This window comes from Serratia sp. NA_112.1, assembly GCF_052691715.1.
On the sequence record NZ_JBQZFO010000004.1, the window covers coordinates 431,516 to 451,294 of the forward strand.

Here is a 19,779-nt window from a genome sequence, read left to right on the forward strand (position 1 = left end):
TGTCGCCAGAGCGGCCTGTCATTACACGTTGAGCAAGAGACGATGTTTGAAAATTTAACCGATCGTTTGTCGCGCACCCTGCGCAATATCAGCGGCCGTGGGCGGCTGACCGAAGAAAATATCAAGGAAACCCTGCGCGAAGTGCGCATGGCATTGCTGGAAGCGGACGTTGCGCTGCCGGTGGTGCGGGACTTTATCAATCGCGTAAAAGAAAGCGCGGTCGGTCATGAAGTCAACAAAAGCCTCACGCCTGGGCAAGAGTTTGTAAAAATCGTCAAGAGCGAGCTGATTGCCGCGATGGGCGAAGTGAACACCGAGCTGAACCTGGCGGCACAACCGCCGGCAGTGGTGCTGATGGCGGGCCTGCAGGGTGCCGGTAAAACCACCAGCGTCGCCAAGCTCGGCAAGTTCCTGAAAGAAAAACAGAAGAAAAAAGTGTTGGTGGTTTCCGCTGACGTTTATCGCCCTGCGGCGATCAAACAGTTGGAAACGTTGGCGGAAAGCGTTGGCATTGACTTCTTCCCGTCCGATGTTAAAGACAAGCCAATCGACATCGTTAACCGTGCACTGCAACAGGCCAAGCTGAAATTCTACGATGTTCTGATCGTCGATACCGCCGGCCGTTTACACGTTGATGAAGCGATGATGGACGAGATCAAACAGGTACACGCGGCGATCAAGCCGGTGGAAACCCTGTTTGTGGTCGACGCCATGACCGGCCAGGATGCGGCCAACACCGCCAAGGCCTTTAACGAGGCGCTGCCGCTGACTGGCGTGGTGCTGACCAAGGTCGATGGCGATGCGCGCGGCGGTGCTGCGCTGTCCATCCGTCACATTACCGGCAAACCGATCAAGTTCCTCGGCGTGGGCGAGAAAACCGAAGCGCTGGAGCCATTCCATCCGGACCGCGTGGCATCGCGCATTCTCGGCATGGGCGACGTACTGTCGCTGATTGAAGATATCGAAAGCAAAGTTGACCGCGAACAGGCGGAAAAACTGGCTAACAAGCTGAAGAAGGGCGACGGTTTCGATCTGACCGATTTCCTGGAACAGCTCAAGCAGATGCGTAATATGGGCGGTATGGCTAGCATGCTGAGCAAACTGCCCGGTGCCGGCCAACTGCCGGACAATGTGAAATCGCAGATGGACGACAAGGTTTTGGTGCGCATGGAGGCAATGATCAACTCGATGACGCTCAAAGAGCGCGCCAAACCGGAAATCATCAAAGGTTCGCGCAAGCGTCGTATTGCGGTGGGTTCCGGCATGCAGGTGCAAGATGTTAACCGCTTGTTAAAGCAGTTCGACGACATGCAACGCATGATGAAAAAGATGAAGAAAGGCGGAATGGCGAAGATGATGCGCGGCATGAAAGGTATGATGCCGCCGGGCTTCCCAGGCCGCTAACAGCCGCTTGCCCTCTGGGGTGAGTCTGTTTAAGCATTTGCCGTTCGCGGTGAAAACCGCCCGAAATATTACTGGCGAAAAAAGTAGTTGACGACGATCTACGCTTTCGATTGCTTTTTGCGCCAAAATGAGTAAAATTTTCGGGCTTTTTATATTGCAACCGGGCCCCGTTCCCTCAATGGGGCCCGGCTGTTTTATTAACTAAAGAGGATGTTATGGTAACAATTCGTTTGGCACGTGGCGGCGCAAAAAAGCGTCCGTTCTATCAAGTAGTAGTGACCGACAGCCGCAATGCTCGTGATGGTCGTTTCATCGAGCGCGTAGGCTTCTTCAACCCGATCGCATCTGGTCAGGCTGAAGCACTGCGTCTGGACCTGGATCGCATCGAACATTGGGTCGGCCTGGGTGCAACTGTTTCTGATCGCGTTCACGCGCTGATCAAAGACGCTAAGAAAGCAGCTTAATCTGTCGCGGTGGTGGCAATGAGCAAGCAACTCAAACCGGTAGCACCGATCGCGCCGATTGTACTCGGTAAAATGGGGTCTACTTACGGCATCCGTGGTTGGCTCAGAGTATTTTCATCCACCGAGAACGCCGAAAGCATTTTTGACTATCAGCCGTGGTTTATCCAGCAGGCGGGTCAATGGCAGCTTGTCGAGTTGGAAGACTGGAAGCGCCACAGTCAGGACCTGATCATCAAAGTCAAAGGCGTTGACGATCGGGATGCTGCGAATCTACTGACCAATCGCGAGATCTTGGTAGATTCAAAACAACTTCCTCCGCTGGAAGGTGATGATTATTACTGGAAAGACCTTATGGGCTGCCAGGTCGTCACCACCACCGGCTACGAACTGGGTAAAGTCATCGATATGATGGAAACCGGTTCGAACGATGTGATGGTTGTGAAAGCTAACCTGAAAGATGCGTTCGGCATGAAGGAGCGGTTGGTCCCGTTTCTTCATGGGCAGGTTATCAAGAAAGTCGATCTCACTGCTCGCGTGATTGAAGCAGATTGGGATCCTGGTTTTTGACCTCCGAATTAAACGGTCGAAACAAGTGGAATGACAGTATGGGGATTGGCTTGTGTTCATTGGTATTGTAAGCCTGTTTCCTGAGATGTTCCGCGCGATCACCGATTACGGGGTGACTGGCCGGGCAGTAAAAAATGGCCTGCTGAGCGTGCAGTGTTGGAGTCCACGTGACTTCACCTACGACCGGCATCGTACCGTGGACGATCGCCCTTATGGTGGCGGCCCGGGAATGCTGATGATGGTGCAACCCTTGCGGGAAGCCATTCATGCAGCAAAAGCAGCGGCAGGCGAGGGAGCAAAGGTGATTTATCTGTCACCTCAGGGGCGTAAGCTGGATCAAACCGGCGTGTGCGAACTGGCGGCCAACCCGAAGATGATTCTGGTGTGCGGTCGTTATGAAGGGGTTGACGAGCGCGTAATCCAAACCGAAATTGATGAAGAATGGTCAATCGGCGATTACGTCCTCAGCGGCGGGGAACTGCCGGCAATGACCCTGATTGATTCAGTTGCCCGCTTTATACCGGGTGTGCTGGGCCATCAGGCTTCAGCAGAAGAGGATTCTTTTGCCGATGGATTGCTGGACTGCCCGCACTATACCCGTCCTGAGGTGTTGGAAGGGATGGAGGTTCCGCCAGTTTTACTGTCGGGCAACCATGCCGAGATACGTCGCTGGCGCTTAAAGCAGTCGCTGGGCCGTACCTGGCTTAGAAGACCTGAACTTCTGGAAAGCCTAGCTCTGACTGACGAGCAAGCGGTGTTGCTGGCTGAGTTCCAACGGGAACATCAGACCAAGCAGCAGGACTATGAAGGGAACGTCTGAGCAACTGGCTCGACGGGACCGATATATCAGTTTACCTAGGGTAAGAGACATATTATGAGCAACATTATTAAGCAAATTGAACAAGAGCAGATGAAGCAAGACGTACCTTCATTCCGTCCGGGTGATTCCGTGGAAGTTAAGGTATGGGTCGTTGAAGGTAGCAAAAAACGTCTGCAGGCATTCGAGGGCGTGGTTATCGCTATCCGTAACCGCGGTCTGCACTCTGCATTCACTGTTCGTAAGATTTCCAACGGCGAAGGTGTTGAGCGTGTATTCCAGACTCACTCACCAGTAATTGACAGCATTGCTGTTAAACGTCGTGGTGCCGTTCGTAAAGCCAAACTGTACTATCTGCGTGAGCGTACTGGTAAGTCTGCTCGTATCAAAGAGCGTCTGAACCGCGTCGGCTAACGCTGCATCCAAAAGTTAATAACTATGAAGGGGTTGGCAATATGCCGACCCCTTTTTTTATGCTTAAAATCTGTTGGTTGCATTTGCAAGATTTTGTTTTCGGAAAAGTAAGTTTCCGCAGATATAAAAAAGCCTGCGGTGGCAGGCTCTTTGCGTTACAGTGCGGCGGCGCGCGGTTTGGCTTTTTCCGGGTGCGGCTGAGCCGGAATAATATCGCCAGGCTTTACAATCACGCGTGCGACAGATTCGTGCGTGGCGAAGGTACAGCTGCAGTTAATGTTTTGGCATTGGTGATAGCGCTCTTTGGTCGCTTCACTCAGGTAACGGCTGGAACGAGTATGGGCCACGCTACCGCAAAGTGGACAGTGCATCATAGTTGAATCCCTCTTTCGACTGCATCAAGTTATATGACTTATAATATCCCATTAACTTGCAAATGCAAGATTTGATTTTCGAAAGCGAGATTAATTTTCGTTGGTAGTGATCTCAACACCCTCAATGTAGACGTTAAGTTCCAGATTACTGAAGAAGCCACTGTTGCTTAAGGTATGGGTGATCTTATTAACCACCCACAGCTGCTGATCGATAGCTTCCTTAAAACCATAAACTCGGATAGGGGTCTCAGGGAACAGGTCTGGCTGTCCGGTGGCCAGGCTGATACTGAAGGTTGCGATCCCTCTTTGTAATTGCTCAAACAGTGACTGAGCTGCCCGCATGGCGGTTTCTTTATCACGATAGATTTTTGCAATGTGGCAGACCTGCTTTTCTTTACCGACCATATAGCTACTGGTTTGCTGTGGGGCGGTAGCTGTTTTGTCAGCGAATTTGGCGGCAGGATGTCGGGAGGTACTGGCGTTTGCCTGCGGGATTTCCCGTTCTACTTGTACGCTGCTGTTGGCTCGCTCCGGATGTTCGGTATTCAGCCAACTGGCACTGACACCGGTGTAACCGCCGCGATCTTTCAGTTCAAAACGGTGAGTGTCGCCGTCATTGCGGGTCAGTGTTTTAATAGGGTTTGGCTCGCCACGCGGGCTACGACCAAATCCGGGTTTGATAAACTGCAGGCGCTGGTATTTGATAGTCACCCGTGCACTATTTGCCAAGGCCAGCCGGGAAAGAAATTGAACATCGGTCTCATTGGTTTGATCGATATGCGCAATCTTTGTTGCGGCCAACTCATCGCTCAAATAGGGGGCGTTCAGCCCATTACGCGTTGAAATTTGTTGCACGATTTCGCCAAAGGTCTTGTCTGAATAAGACTCGCTGCGGGATTCGTTTAACGAGCCACGAAAATCAACGCTACGGGCTGTGATTGATATGAGATCTGGAGCGCCAGAGTGGATGATAGTATCGACAATAAACTTGCCTTGGCCAACCAGTGCTGAGTTATTCCAACCAAGAAACAACTCCAGAATGGCCCCCCGACTGGGCAGGGACATCAGGCCATCGCTGTCGTCTAGATTAATGGTCAATTGATCGGCGCTCAGGCCGCCATTATCTACCATGTTTAACGAGATCAGCCGCTGACGGATATCATTGGTAATATCCTTATCTGCCAGCGTAAGGATAAAGTCGGGGGCCGGTTTGGCCCCCATAGGTTGATAAACATCGGCGATCATAATGATATTCCCGTCGCTTTTTGCGCTTTCGCCAGTAGCTCGCCAGCCTGGTGGTGCAAATCGCCGAACATGGCATGCAGCGATTCATCTACGCGCTTTAATGTGATGGTGAAGAAAATTTGGCGTGGTTGACCGTTAGCGAAAAATTCTTTGCTGTCTTGAGTAATTTTCTCGATCACGAACATACCGTAAATGGTGCCGCTGCCTTCAATAAGCGGCCAGGCACGCCCTTGTTCGGCCATGGTTTGCAGAGTCAGTAAAGATAGCCGCCCACCGGTTAGCTCAGGCATCAGTTGTCCGCTTAAGGTGATAGTTTCGCCATCCACGCCCAAAAATTGAGCACTTGGTCTTTGGCCGACACGGCTTCCTGTCGGCCAGCGATAACTTAGCTGGCGGTTCATGGTTTGGTAGGGCAGGGTACGTAACATAAATACGAACAGTCCCAGAGTTAGCATCATTAGTCTGGCTCCTTATACCTGCGCATAAGCGCTGAGGTGCTGATTACGGCGAGTATTTTCGATGTCCATCATGGCTGAACGGACGACACGTTCCATTTCGTCACGGGTAGTTCCCTCCGGTACGTTGATGGCGATGTTATTGGTCAGTACGCTGTTATCCGAAAGGTTAGGGTGAGTGGTTGGGCGAACGGCACGATAGTTTTCGTTGCCCAAACTCAATATGCCACCGCTGGGGGAAAGGCTGCTGTCATATTTTTCCGAGGTTGGATCCCTTTTTTCATTGCTAAACCATCCAATTGCCGAATCAATGATGCCTCGTGCCTTGCCGATTAAGCCAATCAACTGGTTAAGCGCATCGCCGGGCAGCCTGAATGCCCAAACGAGCCATTCGCCCAGCATTTTTCCGTAAGCCGCTGCGGTGTTCAGTTCTTCCTGAGTGCTTTTGATCGGTGTCAATAATTGCATAAACCAGTTATAGACCGGTTTTAACGTGTCCATGAGGCTGTTGAAGGCTGTTCTCACTGGAGAAAATGCCTCACTAATAGGACCCATTGCCGTACTGAAACTTTCCGCGACTCCGCCGATAAAGGCGCTAATCGGTTCCCAATATTTATAGATTAAGGCGGCTCCTCCGACGATCGCTGCGACTACGGCGACAATGGGCAGGCTGAGGGCAGCAAAGACTCCGGCTATCATGCCGCCAACGGAAGTGAATACGGTGCCCAGTAGACCCGCACCGGCCATCAGCATGTTAATGGCGCTCAGCACCGGCACGATAAAGGTACCTATGGCTGACAGGCCGCCAGTCAGTGCGGTTACGGCAATGGCTACCGTCATCAGGGTATTGGTCAACGCAGGGTTTTCTTTTGACCATTGACCCAGGGTGTTTAGCCAGCCGGTCGCGGTTTGCGTCAACTGCCGTAGGGCTGAGTTTTGCCCATCGAACAGGTCGATGCGGATGCTGTCCCAGGAAGCGAACAGTTTCTTGATATCGCCATCCAGATTATCCCCCCGTACGGTGACCATCGCCTGAGCGGCGCCATCAACGCTCCCTAGGCTGTGCCCTTGTGGGGCCAACTGTGCGGCGGTTTGCTCCAGGCCCTGTCCACTCTGGAGGGCTGCCGGTGCGGCGGTCCGCATTTTTTTATCGAACTCATCGAGGCTCCACTGATAGCTGCTGCTGGCTTTGGCCATTATATCGGCGATATTTCCAGCCTGATCGGCCGGCAACTGAAACGCCTGCTGGATACCCGACAGCGCTTTTACTGCTTCCTCGATGCTGCTGCCGCTGGCCTTGGCCAGATTCAGTGCTGCAGGTGCCGCAGTCAAAACTTCCTGAGGGTTGTAGCCAGCGGCGGCCAGAGCGGATTGCGTTTCAGCGACCTCCTGCGGGGACTGTCCCTTGGACACCCTGCCGGTTGCCTGCTGGCGCAGGGCTGTTAATCGGCGGTCGTCGTTGTTTAATCCCAACTGCGCCTGCACACCGGACATCTTCTGTTCAAACTTCAAACCCGGTGCCAGCAAATCTTTACCGGTGTTGAAGGCACTTCCTGCCAGTCCCAACCCCTTTGAAGTAACATCGCGAATCTTTCCAATTCCGTTCTGCCGCGTTTGAAAATCACCAAGCACTTCTGTGCGTCTTTGCTGACTCAGTTTTTGGCGGACGCCTTGTTGGAAGTTAAGATGGCTTTGGGCTGTCTCTGATTTTTCTTGTGAGCGTTGCTGGGCGCCGGTTAAATCGGCGGTATCGATCCCTTTGCCCTGGAGCCGTTTTTCAATATGGCCTTGCTGGAGCGATAAAATGGCTCCACGGGCCTTTTGCACGACGTGATTTAGATTCGCCTGCTGTGCCGTTTCAATATCTTTGGGGGAAGATAAAAACGCGGGCAAAGCCATACGGGTATTTTGAATTGCATCAAGCTCAATCAGTACGTCGGCCTGCGCCGCTTTTATCTTCAGTAATTGGGTAAGTTGAGCCTGGTTTTTTTGTTCTGTTTTTAGCCGCTTTTGCTGGTTGCGGATGCTGGTGTCCGCGTTTGCCAACGCTTTTTTGCTGCCGCTGCTACTCATCTGTATTTACTCCACTACGTTGAAGGGCCTTATAGCGCCAGTCCATCAGCTCGGTCAGCGTCATGCCGTTCATCTCCGATGGCGGCCAGTGAAAAATCACTGCGATGTCCGCCATCAGGTCGTTCACGGTCAGAACGGGGTCGATGTTTACTCGGCCGATTTCGGTGACAAAAAACCGATCACCTGGCCGGCCAGCGCAATTAGGTCCGGCAGTTCCAGACGGGCGCACTCTTCTTTGGTCAGGTTTGGATAGGTCACGCGCGGCAGGATGGTGATCAGGGCGTCGACGTCGGCGTTGGCCAGCGCCGCCAGACCGATACCGCGCAGGCTGCCTGCATTCGGTTTGGTGACCTGTACTTCACGGATCTCGCTGTCGCCGCGTTTGATTGGGGTTTCCAGCGTTACGGTATTTTCTGGTGATGCATTCAGTTCCATGGGGGTATCCAATTATTGTCAGAGGAAACAGGGCCAGCACCAAGGCTGGCCATTGAAGTGGTAAATTACAGACCGATAGCGCGGCGGTGGGCCGCCAGCAGATCCACTCCGTCGACTTTTTCGATCATGTTGACGGTATCGATCTCGATCAGCTCTTTGCCGTCGATGCTCAGCTTGAAGTAGGTACAGTCGGTAGAAACCTTAGTTTCGGTGTCTTCGCCTTGTTTGAAGTCGCCGCTGTCGATTTCTTTGTGGCGACCGCGCATGACCACTTCGAGCGCCGATACTTCACCGGTGTCATCGCGCTGGAAAGAACCGGTGAAGCGTAGTGGTACCGCATCGACACGGCCCCATTGCTTCAGCACCAGCTCATCGATGCCGCCCATGGTCCATTCGACCACCAGCGCATCGTCGTCCAGGCCGAAGTCCACCGACGCCGCACCGCTCATACCGCCACCGCGGAATTTCTCCAGTTTGCGGGTCAGTTTTGGCAGGGTCATGGCGGAGACCACGCCCATGTAGTTGAAGCCATCGTTAAACAGGTTCAGGTATTTCAGTTTTTTTGGCAGTGCCATGATTCAGGTCTCCTTAGCTGTTCACGGACGCGGCGAAGTTCGCCAGGTAGCGGTCGGTAATGCGCTGACGCAGGGTCAAGTCTTCCAGCGGCGGTACCGGGGTGTAGTCGTAATCGATAAACAGCTTACCGGCCTTCAGGGTTTCCTTGTCGTTGGCGCTTTCGTCATACCAGCAGTCGCCGTCAATGATCAGCCCGGCGGATTTCAGCTCGCGGAATTTGGCTTTGATGCCGTCGATCATGTCGCGGATCAGCGTTGGCGTCACCGGGCGGTCAACGGCCCACAGATGCGCTTCGGCCATGGTGTCAGCCAATACCTGCGCGGTACGGGTGTAGTTTTCGAACTGGAATAACGGCTCATCGGAACAGGTGCGTGAGCCCCAGAACTTGAAGCCATCTTTGCGGATCAGGGTGGTCACACAGCCTTGGTTTAGCAGGTCAGCGTCGGTGCCGACGGTTTGCAGATCCCAAAATACGCTGGCCGAAATACCGCTGACGCCGTTGACTCCGACGTTGGATAGGGTTTTATGCCAACCGGTCTCCTGGTCAATTTTGGCGCGCAGACCGAGTGCCCGAGCGGTGGCGTAAGCGATATCGCTGTTGTTGGTGGTGGTATTCCAGTTAACAAAGTCCGGCCAGATCAGCATCAGTTCGCGTTGGCTGAAGCCGGCGCGGTACTTGATGGCGTCGGAAACGGTTTTGCAGCCGTACGCGCTGATATAACCGAAGGCGCGCAGTTGCTGGCAGATGCCGGCCAGTGCGGTAGCAACTTCCAGGTTGTCGTGGCCTGGCACCCCCAGAATACGCGGCTTCACGCCCAGCTCGGCCTGTGCTGCCAGCAAGGCTTTCATGCCGGTGTATTTACCGTTTTCATCGGCGCCGCCAATGATATTGGAAGTGGTTTCGGCCTCGTCTTTGCCTTCCGCCACGCGTACCACGACGGTGACCGGTTTGGCCTGCTCGGCGATCGCCAGCAGCGAACGTGCCAAGGTGCCATTCTTGCCGGCCTTGCCACTGGCGGCCAGAACGTCAGTGATCAACACAGGAGTGTTGAGGGGGAACAGGGTTGCATCGGCATCTTCTGCAGTACAAACCATGCCAATAATTGCCGTCGAGACGGTGGAAATTACGCGGGTGCCTTCATTGATTTCGAGGACACGCACGCCGTGGTGATAATCACCCATAGCATTACTCCGTTTGTGGTTGGTAACAACAGAATGCCTTTCGTGACGGGGCTGCGCATCTCATTGGGTATGTATGAGAACTGGTACAACAGCAGGAAAATCAAGATATCGGGATAGGGGGGCCAGGTCCTGGAGACTGTAATTAAAATTGTGTAATTACCTGTTTTGACATGTTCACTCCAGTAACAGAGACAGGCAAATTATGGACGAGAAGAAACTTAAGGCCCTTGCGGCTGAACTGGCTAAAGGCCTTAAAACCGAAGCCAACCTCAATGCGTTTTCCCGTATGCTGACGAAGTTAACCGTCGAAACAGCGCTCAATGCAGGGCTGACTGTCCCCCTCGGGCACGAGAAAAATGCCCCTAAAGCAGGCTCGAATACCCACAATGGCTATTCAGCCAAAACGCTACTGTGCGATGCTGGTGTGTCACCCACACTGATATCTAAAGTCACCGATGCGGTCAAATGGCAGGTCGCAGAATGTCAAAACTGTCCTCTCGATGCGTGGATGAGTTTGCGGGCGTCTGGGACGATAAATACCCGTAAATCAGCAAAAGTTGGCGTGCTCACTGGGAAAATCTCAATATGTTCTTCGACTATCCAGCGGATATCCGTAAAGCTATCTACACGACGAATGCCATCGGGTCGCTGAACAGCGTGATCCGCGTAGCCATCAAAAAGCGGAGAGTGTCCCAGACAGACGACTCAGTGCGAAAGGTCATTTATCTGGCAAGCAAGGATGCTTCAAAAAAATGGAGTATGCCAGTTAAATGGGGGCGTCCATCTTATTACCACCCGGCATGCAGGTCCGCACCGGGCGGTTAGTGAAGTTGAGGTTATGAGAACCGTGTATGAAAAACCTCCGGCTATGCCGGAGGATATTTATTTTTAGGCATCCGGCGATTGCGGCCACGCCACATCAGGAGCGGTTGTCGTATCCACACGATTCAACAGTACGCTGTAGGTTTCCCACGCCGTCAGCGCCGCTTTTTCTGCCTCCGTCGCCATATTCAGTCTAATGGCCGCCGCCAGTGGAGCAATTGCGTTTGCGGCTTCCCGCTGGCGAACTGCCAGTTCTTGCTGAGCCGCATTTACAACGGCTTTGTGCTGTGCGTCGGTATCCGTTTCCCATTTCTTACCGTTCCACTTATCAAACGGTGATGATGGTACTTGTAGCGTAACCTCTTGCGGTAAATCACCGATGACAGCCACAGTCTGCGGTTCGCCGGTAACCGTGCTATAAACTGTCTGCCCACGGTAATCAGGCAGTGTCTCCCATGCAGTCCCGTCAACGCTGCGCACCAGCGCTAATCCGGCTTTATTAGGCAATGTCGGCTTATCCACGAAACTCAATGCTGGCAGGCCGACACCCTCCGGCAGATATTCCAATACAGCTTGCTGATACTCACGCTGTACCGGCTCAATGCTATAAACCGTCAGCCAACCCGCCTCCACGGCCAGACCTGCATCATTCAAGGTTGCAGTGGGTAAATCTGTGCTGTGTTTGTTCATTATGCTGCTCTCACGATGTAGTTAAATGCGATGTTACGCGGACGGATATACCATTTGTTACGAGGCCCATTATTGCCGGCGCCCGGTAAGTTGGTGACTGCACCAAGCGCCCCCGAATTAAACTCCCCCTCCCCGTTACCCAACATAATGCCGGTAGTTACGGGGTTATTTTCAATATTCGGTTGTATCCATGTTGCGGCTTGCGCCGTCAGCACCCCGCGTCCGTTGTCTACCCCTCGGCCATCATCCCAACCCCGGAGGAATTCTCCGCGCAGGTCGGGCAAACGGCCATTTGAGTAGGCTTGTGCCAGTAATGGGTATTGGACTTTGTCAAATGCCGCCCCGTTGCATTTCAGCCAGCCCGTCGGTGCCGAGGTAAGCGGCCAGGGTTGCGGAATGCCTACAGGGAAATCTTTACGGCTAAGTGCCCCAACGTCATCAGCGGTGGGTTTACGCGCTTCAGAATAAAACTCAATCCAGCCACTCCAGCTGCTGCCCGTCCACGTACGACGCCAAACCCTGCCGCCTGTGCTACCAGACTGACCATAGCCGCTAGCCTCTTGAACCGTACGGTAACCTGTAACCCCCGTTCCCGATTGCCACGTCCTCACCTGCAAGAAAATAGTCCCGGTATCACCACTCATGGGCCCATTAAGCGGAGCAGTCACAACGCTATCACCCCGTGTCAAAATCGTATTTAAATCCGTCCCCGCTGTCGCCTTAACCGCCGGGGAAATGCCGTATTCAGCAAGCCCGATATTCTCCTGTGCGGCTAACTGTGCATTGCGCCCGGCGACACGGATCTCACTCAGGTTATTAGCCGTTGATAATCGGGTGCTCGCATTATCATTCGCCGCCTTCACCGCTTTAGGGGTTGCCGCGCGCACCTCACTGTTGCTGTCAGTGGCACTATTGAGTTGCACAAAGCCCTTTTCCGTTAACGTGGCGTCGGGGTGATTGCGTGATTTCGCGTGCTCGCCGATTTGTTCATCAACATACTGCCGGGTTGCCAGCACGACGGACGGGTCAATCTTAAGCGTCACCGCCTCGGTGCTGGAGATAGTCAGCACCATGCGAATGGTTTGCGTGCGGCCGCTGCCTTCCTGTAACTGCGGCTTGTAGGTCTCCGGGCAGTTAGCGACCGCAATCAGCGTGCCGTCAGCAGAAAACAAACCAATCTCTCTAATCCACCAACCGCCCTCATTTTCCGGGATTATTTGCTCGGCGATAATCTGGCTGTCGTTGCCGGGGTCAATGGTCAGCATATTGATGGCCGCGCGACGCTTTTCCCCCTTAAGGGCCGCTTGAGCCGGGTCAGGCGTCGGCAGGACACCACCGCCGTCCCCGACGGCGATATGAGTCAGGTCAACTCGGGTGCCGAGTGCGGTCGCATTTGCCAGTGCTGCCGCACCCTGATTAGTCAGAATGGCAAAGAATTTTGCTGTCATGTGTTTACTCTCAGGTTATCGATAAGATGAATTGCCGCACAGCTATAACCGGTGCTGCCGACAGATATGATTTCGGGTAAATAGGGATAAACGGTCAAAGCATCGCCGCTGTAACTGCCTGCCCCCACATAGCCAGTGCCAATGCTGGACAGGTTCAACGCCAGGCCGGTCAAGTGGCGGCTGACCGGCTTGGCGTCGGCGATCATCCGCTCCATTTCCAGGTACATTTCTTCGGTGATGCCATTTTCCAGCACGCCGATGTCCAGTGAAAAGGTGCCGGGTTCTGCGTTGGTTTCCCACCATTCACGCAGCTTGATCAAATAGCCCAACGGCTCCACCACGCGGCGGATGGCGCCAATAGTGCCTTTATGGCGATGCACGAAGAAGGCAGAGGAGACGACGTTGCGTTTGGTTTCTTCCGTCCAACCCTCATCCCAGTGATCGACCGAAAACGCCCAGGCCAGATATGGCAGCAGGTTGACCGGGCAGGTGGCCGGGTTCCACAATTCCCGCAGCGGTACCGGCATCGTGGCCAGCTTGGCGCAGGCGGCGGCCGCAGCGACCTCCAGAGGTGAAGAGCCTACCGGCAACAGGCGGTTACTCATCGGAGCCTCCTACCGTCAGAAGATAGCTGGCACAGTACGACGCCTGGGTTTTATCCAGCACGATATCGGCCTGCGGGCTTTTCAGTTCCACCCGTTGCACCCCTTCGGCATGCAGAGCGGCATAAATCGCCGACAGACGGATATCACGGCCCAGGCGATGTTGCGCGCTGATATAGCTTTTCAGCTTGGCTTCGGCAGCGCGGCGGATCGGTTCGGCTTCCGGACCAGGGTAGAGATAGAGCAGCGCATCGATATTGTAATTGACGATAGTGGCGGAGCGGACGGTGACCCGATCCGCCACCGGGCGCACGTCTTCATCGTTCAGCGCTTTATCGACAATCGCCACCAGCTCGGCGCTGGCGGTGCCATCACCCTCACGTGAGAGTACCGAAATCAGTACGTTGGCTGGGCTGGGGCTGGTGGCAGATACATCGGCTACCCGACCATCGGCGGAGCGGCCATGGTATTCGTAGGAACCGCTGGAGCCGGCAACGCTCAGACCTTCGAATGCCTGCTGGATGCGCACACGAAAATCGCTGTCGGACTCCATAATCGCCGCCACCGGTGGAGTGACCGTATTGTCAGGCTGCTGGACCACCAAGCGCTCAACCTGGAAGTTACCGCCAAGCTGATCGAGATCGCTGCCGCCAGCATAGCCGAGCATCACCGCCTGAGCGGCCTCATTGATGCGCTGGCGCAGGATCAGTTCGCGGTATGCGTTTTCCTGCAGCAGTTTGACGATCGGTTCCGACTCCAGTGTCAGCGTGCGTGCAATGGCTTCACGTTGTTCTTCCGGGTAAAGGGAAATCAGCGTGACTTTGCGATCGGCCAGCAGAGACTCGTAGTCAAGAGGATCCACCACTGTGGGGGCGGGTAATAAGCTCAGGTCAATGGTTGCCATGGTGTCAGCTCACAGAAACAGAAAGAGAAAAGGTATCCGGCGTATCGGTACGGTTGCCGGTAATGTCGACCACCATTTTTCCGTCGATGGTGGTGTTAAAGGTGATGCCGCTAAGTTGAATGCGCGGCTCCCATTGCAGCAGCGCGCTGTAGCAGGCGGCCATAATCTGCAACCGCAGCACGTCGTTTTGCGGCTGATCCAGCAGCTCGGACAGCAGCGAACCGTAATTGCGGCGCATGATGCGTGAGCCGATCGGAGTGATTAAAATGTCGCTAACCGATTGGCGGATATGGTCAAGATCGGTGATCGTGCGGCCTGAGCCGCGGTTCATGCCGAAATATTTCGCGTTATTCATACTGGTTTATCCGTTTGGCCTCCGCCGTTTTGCACGCCGCCGTGGGTGTGGCTATGTACCACCACGCCGTTAGAACTGATGCTGCCGCCGGAGTGGTTGAGATCGCCGGTCATCGAGCCACCCTGCCTGATGGCGATGGTGCCGGTGGTTAATAGCTGGGTGCATTCCACTTCGGGGGCATCCAGCGTGATCTTGCTCGTTGCACGACAGGTGATGGCCGGTGCAGTGACGCTCACCTGCTCTGTGGCTTCAATGGTGGCGCTTTTGATACCCGTGACTTTCAGTGCCCCTGCTGCCGGTTCGTATTCGATCACCGCGCCGTCAGGGAAGGTGATGTGTGCCGCCTGAGCCGAGGTTGACGGCGCGGGATGGGCATCGGAAAAAATGCCGGGTAGCACGAAGGCGGTGTCGAGCTCGCCTCCCAGCGACAGCACCAGCACCTGTTCACCTACGCTGGGTGCCCACCAGTAACGAGCATCACCGGCTCGGCCGGTTAGCCAGTTAAGCCAGTCGGTGAGGTTGCCACCGGTAGCAACGCGACAGCGCCCGCGTTCGAGGTCGAGCTCGCTGATGGTGCCGATGCGTATCAGGTTGCGCACCAGGCGCTGAATATCGAAGTTGTCTGTGTTCATCTGTTAAGAATGCCGCCGTATAAGGGGGGCGACAACGCGGCGGCGTTTAGCTGACGCCAGCACAACAGAAGCCGTCCCCAGGGTCAGTTTATGGCTGCTGAAATTGGCTGATCAGCTCGCCGTGCAGGTAAACACGGGTGAAGCGAATGACGTTCTCCGGCTCCGGCGGCTCGGCCAGGGGGGTGATATGCAGTGCACCCTCGCGCTGTTCCACCTGGATGCGTTCGGTCAATTGCAACTGAAGATCAAGCTGGCCGGCGGCGCTGACGTCGCGTTTAAAGGCAAAACCGTTTTTACGTTTATCCGGGTTGGCGAGAATGTCGGGCTGGTGGCTACGCATCCAGGACAGGACTGTGACCATCACCAGGTCTTCTTCGGTTGTCTGATCGCTCAGCGTCAGATTGAGCTGGTATTGGTATTCGAATGACAGCGAAGGGCCTAATGTCGAGACTACGCGGCCGTTATCCAGGCTGATGTGTAACTTATCGGGGTGCGTCTGCAGGTCTGGCAGAGCGGTGGTCAGCGCAGTACGTAACTGCTCGGGTTTTAACATGATGTCTCTCCTTGAATGGTTGAGTCGAAGCAGCTGTGATCAGCGCTGGACACCTTGCAGGCACAGCGCCCGTTCGGCAGTGCGACGGCGTTCGAGCCCCTGGCTTTTAACGCCCTTGACATAGATCCAGCGCGGTAGCTGATCGCAAGCTGCCTGCCATTGTCGGCGTTTGATAAAGGTGGCCAATGTGGAATTGCAGGCAGCGCTGACGCCAACGTTGAAGGCAAAGGCGCTGACCGCGTCGTAAACCGGCTGAGGCATCTCTACCGTCATGCAACGGGCTATCCCTTGTTCGACGGCGCGGACATCCTCGATAAGATTGGCCGCTGCCTGGCGTTCGTTGATGACGGAGCCGGATTTCACACCGGCGGTATGGCCGATACCGTTGGTCCAGACTCCGGCACTGCACTGATAGGGGGCGAGCCGGCAGCCTTCGAAATCGGCAATCAGCCGCAATCCCTGCTCAGAGGTGTGCAGGGTATTGAACTGCGGCAGCAGGGTAGCGAGGGCCAGAATAGCCGCCACGCTGCAGCGTTTAGCGAGTGAGCTCATCGTAGACTCCGCGTTTCAAACCGTTTTTTTTTAACGATTTCAACAGCTGGTAACTTTTACGCTGGTAGTACCAATTGACGGCGAAAGTACCGACGCCGACCGCAGCGCCGACCAAGAGGGCAATGTCCTGTGTGGAATGTTGCCCCATCCAGGCCAGGCAGGCCGCCGTGAGGTAGGCAAGCGTTGAGGTGAGTTTTTCCATCGCTTAGTCCCACAGTTTGACGGTTTCTCGTTGAGCGGCCGCTGGCAGATCCGGCAGTTCGACCGGATGACCGTGGGGGAGTAGCGGGCCTGCGTCGGCCAGATCGCGATTAGCGAGATAGACCTGCTCCACCAGTCGCTGAGTGCTGCCGTAATAGCGCCAGCAAATCGCGTCGATGGTGTCGCCCTGTTGTGCATAAATTTTCATCATTACGCTCCTGCGTGGGGGAAAATGCCGTAGGCGCGAAGGCCCTGGATATGCGCCAGTTTCCCGTAGCAGGCAGGCGTCGGCAACGCGATGGGGTTGTGGATGGGCTGGCACAACCGAGGACAGAAAATACCGGACGCAGAAACGAAAACACCCGCCGGCGGCGGGTGTTGGAAAAGGGGGGGTTTAGCGTAAGCAGGGGCTGGTTTAACGAGAGTCTTGTCCGTCGGCCGGGTAAAATATTTCTTGATAATCATTGTTTGGCAGCACCTGGCCGGCCAGATCCGAAATCAGCGACATGGCGATCAGAAATTCGGCGGCATTGCACTGCGCAGCCTGCGAAACATCGGCGATGAACTGGATGCGGGACAGTGTTAGCTGTTGTTTATCCATAATTTCCACTGTTCTTGCCCTCTCTTAAGTATACTGTTTATTTATACAGTATTAAGCAAAACGCTAAAGGCGTCAATGATTGGATTTATCATTTGTGCAGTAAAAATTGGCCCAGTCATTGATTAGCGGAAATTGTACAAGTTGACCGTCAAAGCTGATTTTCCCTCCTCTTGCTAATACTTCCAGCTGCCAGCGCTGAGGATCGATACCTGTCTGTCGAAGATCGCGGGCAATCGTCAGGCAATACTGCTGTTGTGCTGGAGTCAGACGTGCGGAGGGCGCCAGTTTCGGGCCGTTAAAGGGAGCGGATCCACAGTTATTGACAGAACTCCAAGGTGTCGCAGATTCGCTGCTTTTGGCGACGATGCGCCATTGCAGCGTCCTTGTCCGGTATACCCGTTCGGAGCCCAGATGAGGAGCATAAATACCGACCACTTTTTGCACTCGTTCGTCATAACTGTTCAGTGTGGGCGCATCATCACGCGCTACACGTACCCATTGCCGGCTGCGGGGCACGTTGGCACCGCCCTGGGCATCGATATAACCGGAAAAGTCGCCAGTATCGGCAGCGGCGCGTACGGCTTCGGTTCGCTCATCGAACAGCTGCGTCAGGCTTTGTCCACGAATGCGCCGACACTCGCGGTATGCGCCCATGCTGGGCAAACCAAAAGGATGAAACTGCGGAATACGCCAGGTGCTGGCCCAGGCGCTGACGGCATTGGCGGTTTCACTCAGGGGGGTACCAGTCTCATGATCGAGTTCTTCCTCCAGCGCATAGCCATCGAGATTCTTGGCAATGTATTTGGCCATATAAGCTGTCGCCCCCCCTCGATTCAGGTGCTTATACTGGAGACGATTCTCTTGCGCTCCGGGTTCCCCGGCATCCTGCTGCAGTGCATAACGGAGCAGAATATCGATCACCGGTTGACGGTGATGATGGGGAGTAAATAGCATCAGGTGCCAATGCGGTGTACCGTCGTGGTGTGGTTCCACCACCCGGATACCGTAGACCTGAAGTTGACGATCCTTAAATGCGGTGCGCATTTTGCTCCATTGCTTCACCAGGTAGCGTTGGCCGTCTTTTGGGGTGAAGTCTTCAGGATCCCAACGGTGATTGAAGCGTGCCTTGCCGTGGCCGCCAAGGGTTCGAGTGGGATGAAAACGTGCGGGAGTCGTCAGGGTGACAAACAGCCCGATATGGGTGCTGCGCGCGGCGTAAGTTTCAATGCCTGCGAGGGTATTCATCAGCTCCATACGGCGGATAGCCGGGTTGGCGATGCTGCTCAGCACTTTCTCCATCAGATCGACACGCTCCCCGGTAACGGTATTTTCCAAATCGCAGCGGCGAAGATAATCCTGATTTGATTGACGGCGCGCCTTCACGTCACGAATAGCCTGACGGCTGGCATAGGGGGAAGTGTTGCGGCTGACGTTGCCAATGGCGATCAGCAGCGCTTCGCGCCACTGCATACGTTGCATCTTCAGGCGCCGCAGCCACCAACGATCGCTGGTCAGTCTGGAGAGTGCCGCTACCGCGCGGTGGCTGTCCAACAATCCTTTGCGATAACAGTGCCAGTGCATGGGCTGAATATTAAAAGCGCGTGCCATGCTTGCAATCTGGCCATACAGTTTTGATTGAATTTCGTCCCGCAGCAGGACAGAAGAGGCTCCCGCGTGCCGGGTCAGTAAGGTGTCGCACTCACTTTGATAAAGTGCCAGTAACTGACCTGCGATTCGTTTTGCCAATTGTTCCAGCGCCTTGTCGCCCAGCGTTGGCAAAGCGCTATAGTTGTCGGCCTCATTGCCAAAGTGCATTGAGGCTTGGTGATTTTGGCCAAATTTATTGTTCACTTGTTGGATCCGTGGCCATAGGCGGCGGTCGAAAACCCGCACCAGGTAGTGCCAGGCAGCCTGCGCACCTTGCTGACGCAACAGAAGTTGGTGGCGCTCGGTAAACTTTATGCGCAAATAATAAGGCAGGGTGTTGATGCGGCACAGCGAGGCCTGCCACTGGCGTAGCCGATCGCGGTTAAGCGTGGGTTCGCGGCCAATGGCTGGCCGCGGAGCATTCCAGGGATAGGCACCTTCAAACAAGGGCGAAGGCGGGGGGCCAATAAGGTCGGGGGGAGCCAGCATCGTATTAACGTCGGATAAAGTGACGTTGCTGGGCCTCTGCGATCTCCTGGCAGGCTACGCAGCGGCTTACGCCGGGAATAGCGCGGCGTCGTACCTCCGGGATCTCCCCGTCACAGTCTACGCAAAACTGAGCTGAGGCTTGGGTGACTACGGGCCTGGCGTGCGCGATCTGCTTTTCGAGCATCAAGGCCTGGCGTTCTTGCGCCATATCTATGGTATCAGCCATGGTGTGTTCTCCAGATAGGGTAAATTTGGGCCGGGCGACATCCGGCGGGTT

Annotated in this window: 26 protein-coding genes and 1 pseudogene; 6 read left to right on the forward strand and 21 right to left on the reverse strand. The window is 54.8% G+C overall.

Translation table 11 applies throughout. The annotated features are described in order from the left end of the window. Positions 1 to 42 precede the first annotated feature (42 nt). The 5 genes from ffh (at position 43) to rplS (ending at position 3,666) form a co-directional block, all read left to right on the forward strand. Positions 43 to 1,404, forward strand: coding sequence for a signal recognition particle protein (ffh, locus tag ACUTQ5_RS12115; RefSeq protein WP_135315188.1), 1,362 nt, complete (start codon positions 43 to 45; stop codon positions 1,402 to 1,404). A 215-nt stretch (positions 1,405 to 1,619) separates the two neighbouring features. After that, a complete protein-coding gene (gene rpsP, locus ACUTQ5_RS12120; protein WP_004932501.1) occupies positions 1,620 to 1,868 on the forward strand; it encodes a 30S ribosomal protein S16 in 249 nt (82 codons plus the stop codon). Positions 1,869 to 1,886: 18 nt separating this feature from the next. After that, entirely contained in the window at positions 1,887 to 2,435 is a 549-nt protein-coding gene (rimM, locus tag ACUTQ5_RS12125; RefSeq protein WP_037424830.1) for a ribosome maturation factor RimM, read from the forward strand. 52 nt (positions 2,436 to 2,487) lie between these two features. Beyond that, positions 2,488 to 3,255, forward strand: a complete 768-nt coding sequence (gene trmD, locus ACUTQ5_RS12130) for a tRNA (guanosine(37)-N1)-methyltransferase TrmD (RefSeq protein WP_012005299.1) — start codon at positions 2,488 to 2,490, stop codon at positions 3,253 to 3,255. Between the two features lie 54 nt (positions 3,256 to 3,309). Then, on the forward strand, positions 3,310 to 3,666 hold the full coding sequence (gene rplS, locus ACUTQ5_RS12135; RefSeq protein ID WP_445651442.1) for a 50S ribosomal protein L19: 357 nt from the start codon (positions 3,310 to 3,312) through the stop codon (positions 3,664 to 3,666). A 155-nt stretch (positions 3,667 to 3,821) separates the two neighbouring features. Here the strand turns inward: rplS and ACUTQ5_RS12140 are convergent, their stop codons facing one another. The 8 genes from ACUTQ5_RS12140 to ACUTQ5_RS12175 all read right to left on the reverse strand — a co-directional run bounded on the left by ACUTQ5_RS12140 (position 3,822) and on the right by ACUTQ5_RS12175 (position 10,006). Next, the gene (locus ACUTQ5_RS12140) at positions 3,822 to 4,040 is read right to left on the reverse strand and encodes an ogr/Delta-like zinc finger family protein (protein ID WP_017891661.1); all 219 of its coding nucleotides are present in this window, start codon (positions 4,038 to 4,040) and stop codon (positions 3,822 to 3,824) included. A 90-nt stretch (positions 4,041 to 4,130) separates the two neighbouring features. Then, positions 4,131 to 5,285, reverse strand: a complete 1,155-nt coding sequence (locus ACUTQ5_RS12145) for a contractile injection system protein, VgrG/Pvc8 family (protein ID WP_445651443.1) — start codon at positions 5,283 to 5,285, stop codon at positions 4,131 to 4,133. Beyond that, positions 5,282 to 5,743, reverse strand: coding sequence for a phage tail protein (locus tag ACUTQ5_RS12150; RefSeq protein ID WP_445651444.1), 462 nt, complete (start codon positions 5,741 to 5,743; stop codon positions 5,282 to 5,284). The genes ACUTQ5_RS12145 and ACUTQ5_RS12150 overlap by 4 nt, the downstream gene beginning before the upstream one ends. A 12-nt stretch (positions 5,744 to 5,755) precedes the next feature. Next, positions 5,756 to 7,813 (reverse strand): phage tail tape measure protein, encoded by a 2,058-nt coding sequence (locus tag ACUTQ5_RS12155; protein WP_445651445.1) that lies wholly within the window; start codon positions 7,811 to 7,813, stop codon positions 5,756 to 5,758. Next, positions 7,806 to 7,940, reverse strand: coding sequence for a GpE family phage tail protein (locus tag ACUTQ5_RS12160; RefSeq protein ID WP_445651446.1), 135 nt, complete (start codon positions 7,938 to 7,940; stop codon positions 7,806 to 7,808). Before ACUTQ5_RS12160 ends, ACUTQ5_RS12155 begins: the two co-directional genes overlap by 8 nt. Before the next feature lie 20 nt (positions 7,941 to 7,960). Then, positions 7,961 to 8,248, reverse strand: a complete 288-nt coding sequence (locus ACUTQ5_RS12165) for a phage tail assembly protein (RefSeq protein ID WP_085120321.1) — start codon at positions 8,246 to 8,248, stop codon at positions 7,961 to 7,963. 65 nt (positions 8,249 to 8,313) lie between these two features. Then, entirely contained in the window at positions 8,314 to 8,823 is a 510-nt protein-coding gene (locus ACUTQ5_RS12170; RefSeq protein WP_006323695.1) for a phage major tail tube protein, read from the reverse strand. A gap of 13 nt (positions 8,824 to 8,836) precedes the next feature. Next, positions 8,837 to 10,006, reverse strand: coding sequence for a phage tail sheath protein (locus tag ACUTQ5_RS12175; RefSeq protein WP_445651447.1), 1,170 nt, complete (start codon positions 10,004 to 10,006; stop codon positions 8,837 to 8,839). 202 nt (positions 10,007 to 10,208) lie between these two features. On the opposite strand from ACUTQ5_RS12175, the pseudogene ACUTQ5_RS12180 reads away from it, so the two are divergent. Next, positions 10,209 to 10,831: pseudogene (locus ACUTQ5_RS12180) on the forward strand (transposase). Between the two features lie 63 nt (positions 10,832 to 10,894). Here ACUTQ5_RS12180 and ACUTQ5_RS12185 read toward each other — a convergent pair. From ACUTQ5_RS12185 to ACUTQ5_RS12245, 13 genes are all read right to left on the reverse strand, one after another. Then, the gene (locus ACUTQ5_RS12185; RefSeq protein WP_445651448.1) at positions 10,895 to 11,518 is read right to left on the reverse strand and encodes a tail fiber assembly protein; all 624 of its coding nucleotides are present in this window, start codon (positions 11,516 to 11,518) and stop codon (positions 10,895 to 10,897) included. Next, a complete protein-coding gene (locus tag ACUTQ5_RS12190; RefSeq protein ID WP_445651449.1) occupies positions 11,518 to 12,966 on the reverse strand; it encodes a phage tail-collar fiber domain-containing protein in 1,449 nt (482 codons plus the stop codon). Before ACUTQ5_RS12190 ends, ACUTQ5_RS12185 begins: the two co-directional genes overlap by 1 nt. After that, entirely contained in the window at positions 12,963 to 13,571 is a 609-nt protein-coding gene (locus tag ACUTQ5_RS12195) for a phage tail protein I (RefSeq protein WP_445651450.1), read from the reverse strand. The genes ACUTQ5_RS12190 and ACUTQ5_RS12195 overlap by 4 nt, the downstream gene beginning before the upstream one ends. Next, complete coding sequence (locus ACUTQ5_RS12200) at positions 13,564 to 14,472, reverse strand: baseplate assembly protein (protein ID WP_445651451.1); 909 nt, start codon at positions 14,470 to 14,472, stop codon at positions 13,564 to 13,566. Before ACUTQ5_RS12200 ends, ACUTQ5_RS12195 begins: the two co-directional genes overlap by 8 nt. A gap of 4 nt (positions 14,473 to 14,476) precedes the next feature. Then, positions 14,477 to 14,827 carry a GPW/gp25 family protein gene (locus ACUTQ5_RS12205; protein ID WP_445651452.1) on the reverse strand — a complete coding sequence of 117 codons (351 nt, stop codon included), beginning with the start codon at positions 14,825 to 14,827 and terminating at the stop codon, positions 14,477 to 14,479. Further along, positions 14,824 to 15,459 carry a phage baseplate assembly protein V gene (locus tag ACUTQ5_RS12210; protein ID WP_445651453.1) on the reverse strand — a complete coding sequence of 212 codons (636 nt, stop codon included), beginning with the start codon at positions 15,457 to 15,459 and terminating at the stop codon, positions 14,824 to 14,826. The genes ACUTQ5_RS12205 and ACUTQ5_RS12210 overlap by 4 nt, the downstream gene beginning before the upstream one ends. Before the next feature lie 88 nt (positions 15,460 to 15,547). Beyond that, a complete protein-coding gene (locus tag ACUTQ5_RS12215) occupies positions 15,548 to 16,012 on the reverse strand; it encodes a phage tail protein (protein ID WP_445651454.1) in 465 nt (154 codons plus the stop codon). A gap of 39 nt (positions 16,013 to 16,051) precedes the next feature. Further along, positions 16,052 to 16,564, reverse strand: coding sequence for a lysozyme (locus ACUTQ5_RS12220; RefSeq protein WP_445651455.1), 513 nt, complete (start codon positions 16,562 to 16,564; stop codon positions 16,052 to 16,054). Further along, positions 16,548 to 16,766 (reverse strand): HP1 family phage holin, encoded by a 219-nt coding sequence (locus tag ACUTQ5_RS12225; protein WP_445651456.1) that lies wholly within the window; start codon positions 16,764 to 16,766, stop codon positions 16,548 to 16,550. Before ACUTQ5_RS12225 ends, ACUTQ5_RS12220 begins: the two co-directional genes overlap by 17 nt. Before the next feature lie 3 nt (positions 16,767 to 16,769). Next, the gene (locus ACUTQ5_RS12230; protein ID WP_012005318.1) at positions 16,770 to 16,973 is read right to left on the reverse strand and encodes a tail protein X; all 204 of its coding nucleotides are present in this window, start codon (positions 16,971 to 16,973) and stop codon (positions 16,770 to 16,772) included. 207 nt (positions 16,974 to 17,180) lie between these two features. Next, on the reverse strand, positions 17,181 to 17,375 hold the full coding sequence (locus tag ACUTQ5_RS12235; protein ID WP_445651457.1) for a hypothetical protein: 195 nt from the start codon (positions 17,373 to 17,375) through the stop codon (positions 17,181 to 17,183). A gap of 63 nt (positions 17,376 to 17,438) precedes the next feature. Next, positions 17,439 to 19,502, reverse strand: coding sequence for a replication endonuclease (locus tag ACUTQ5_RS12240; protein ID WP_445651458.1), 2,064 nt, complete (start codon positions 19,500 to 19,502; stop codon positions 17,439 to 17,441). Between the two features lie 4 nt (positions 19,503 to 19,506). Then, positions 19,507 to 19,728 carry a TraR/DksA C4-type zinc finger protein gene (locus ACUTQ5_RS12245; protein WP_445651459.1) on the reverse strand — a complete coding sequence of 74 codons (222 nt, stop codon included), beginning with the start codon at positions 19,726 to 19,728 and terminating at the stop codon, positions 19,507 to 19,509. Positions 19,729 to 19,779 lie beyond the last annotated feature (51 nt).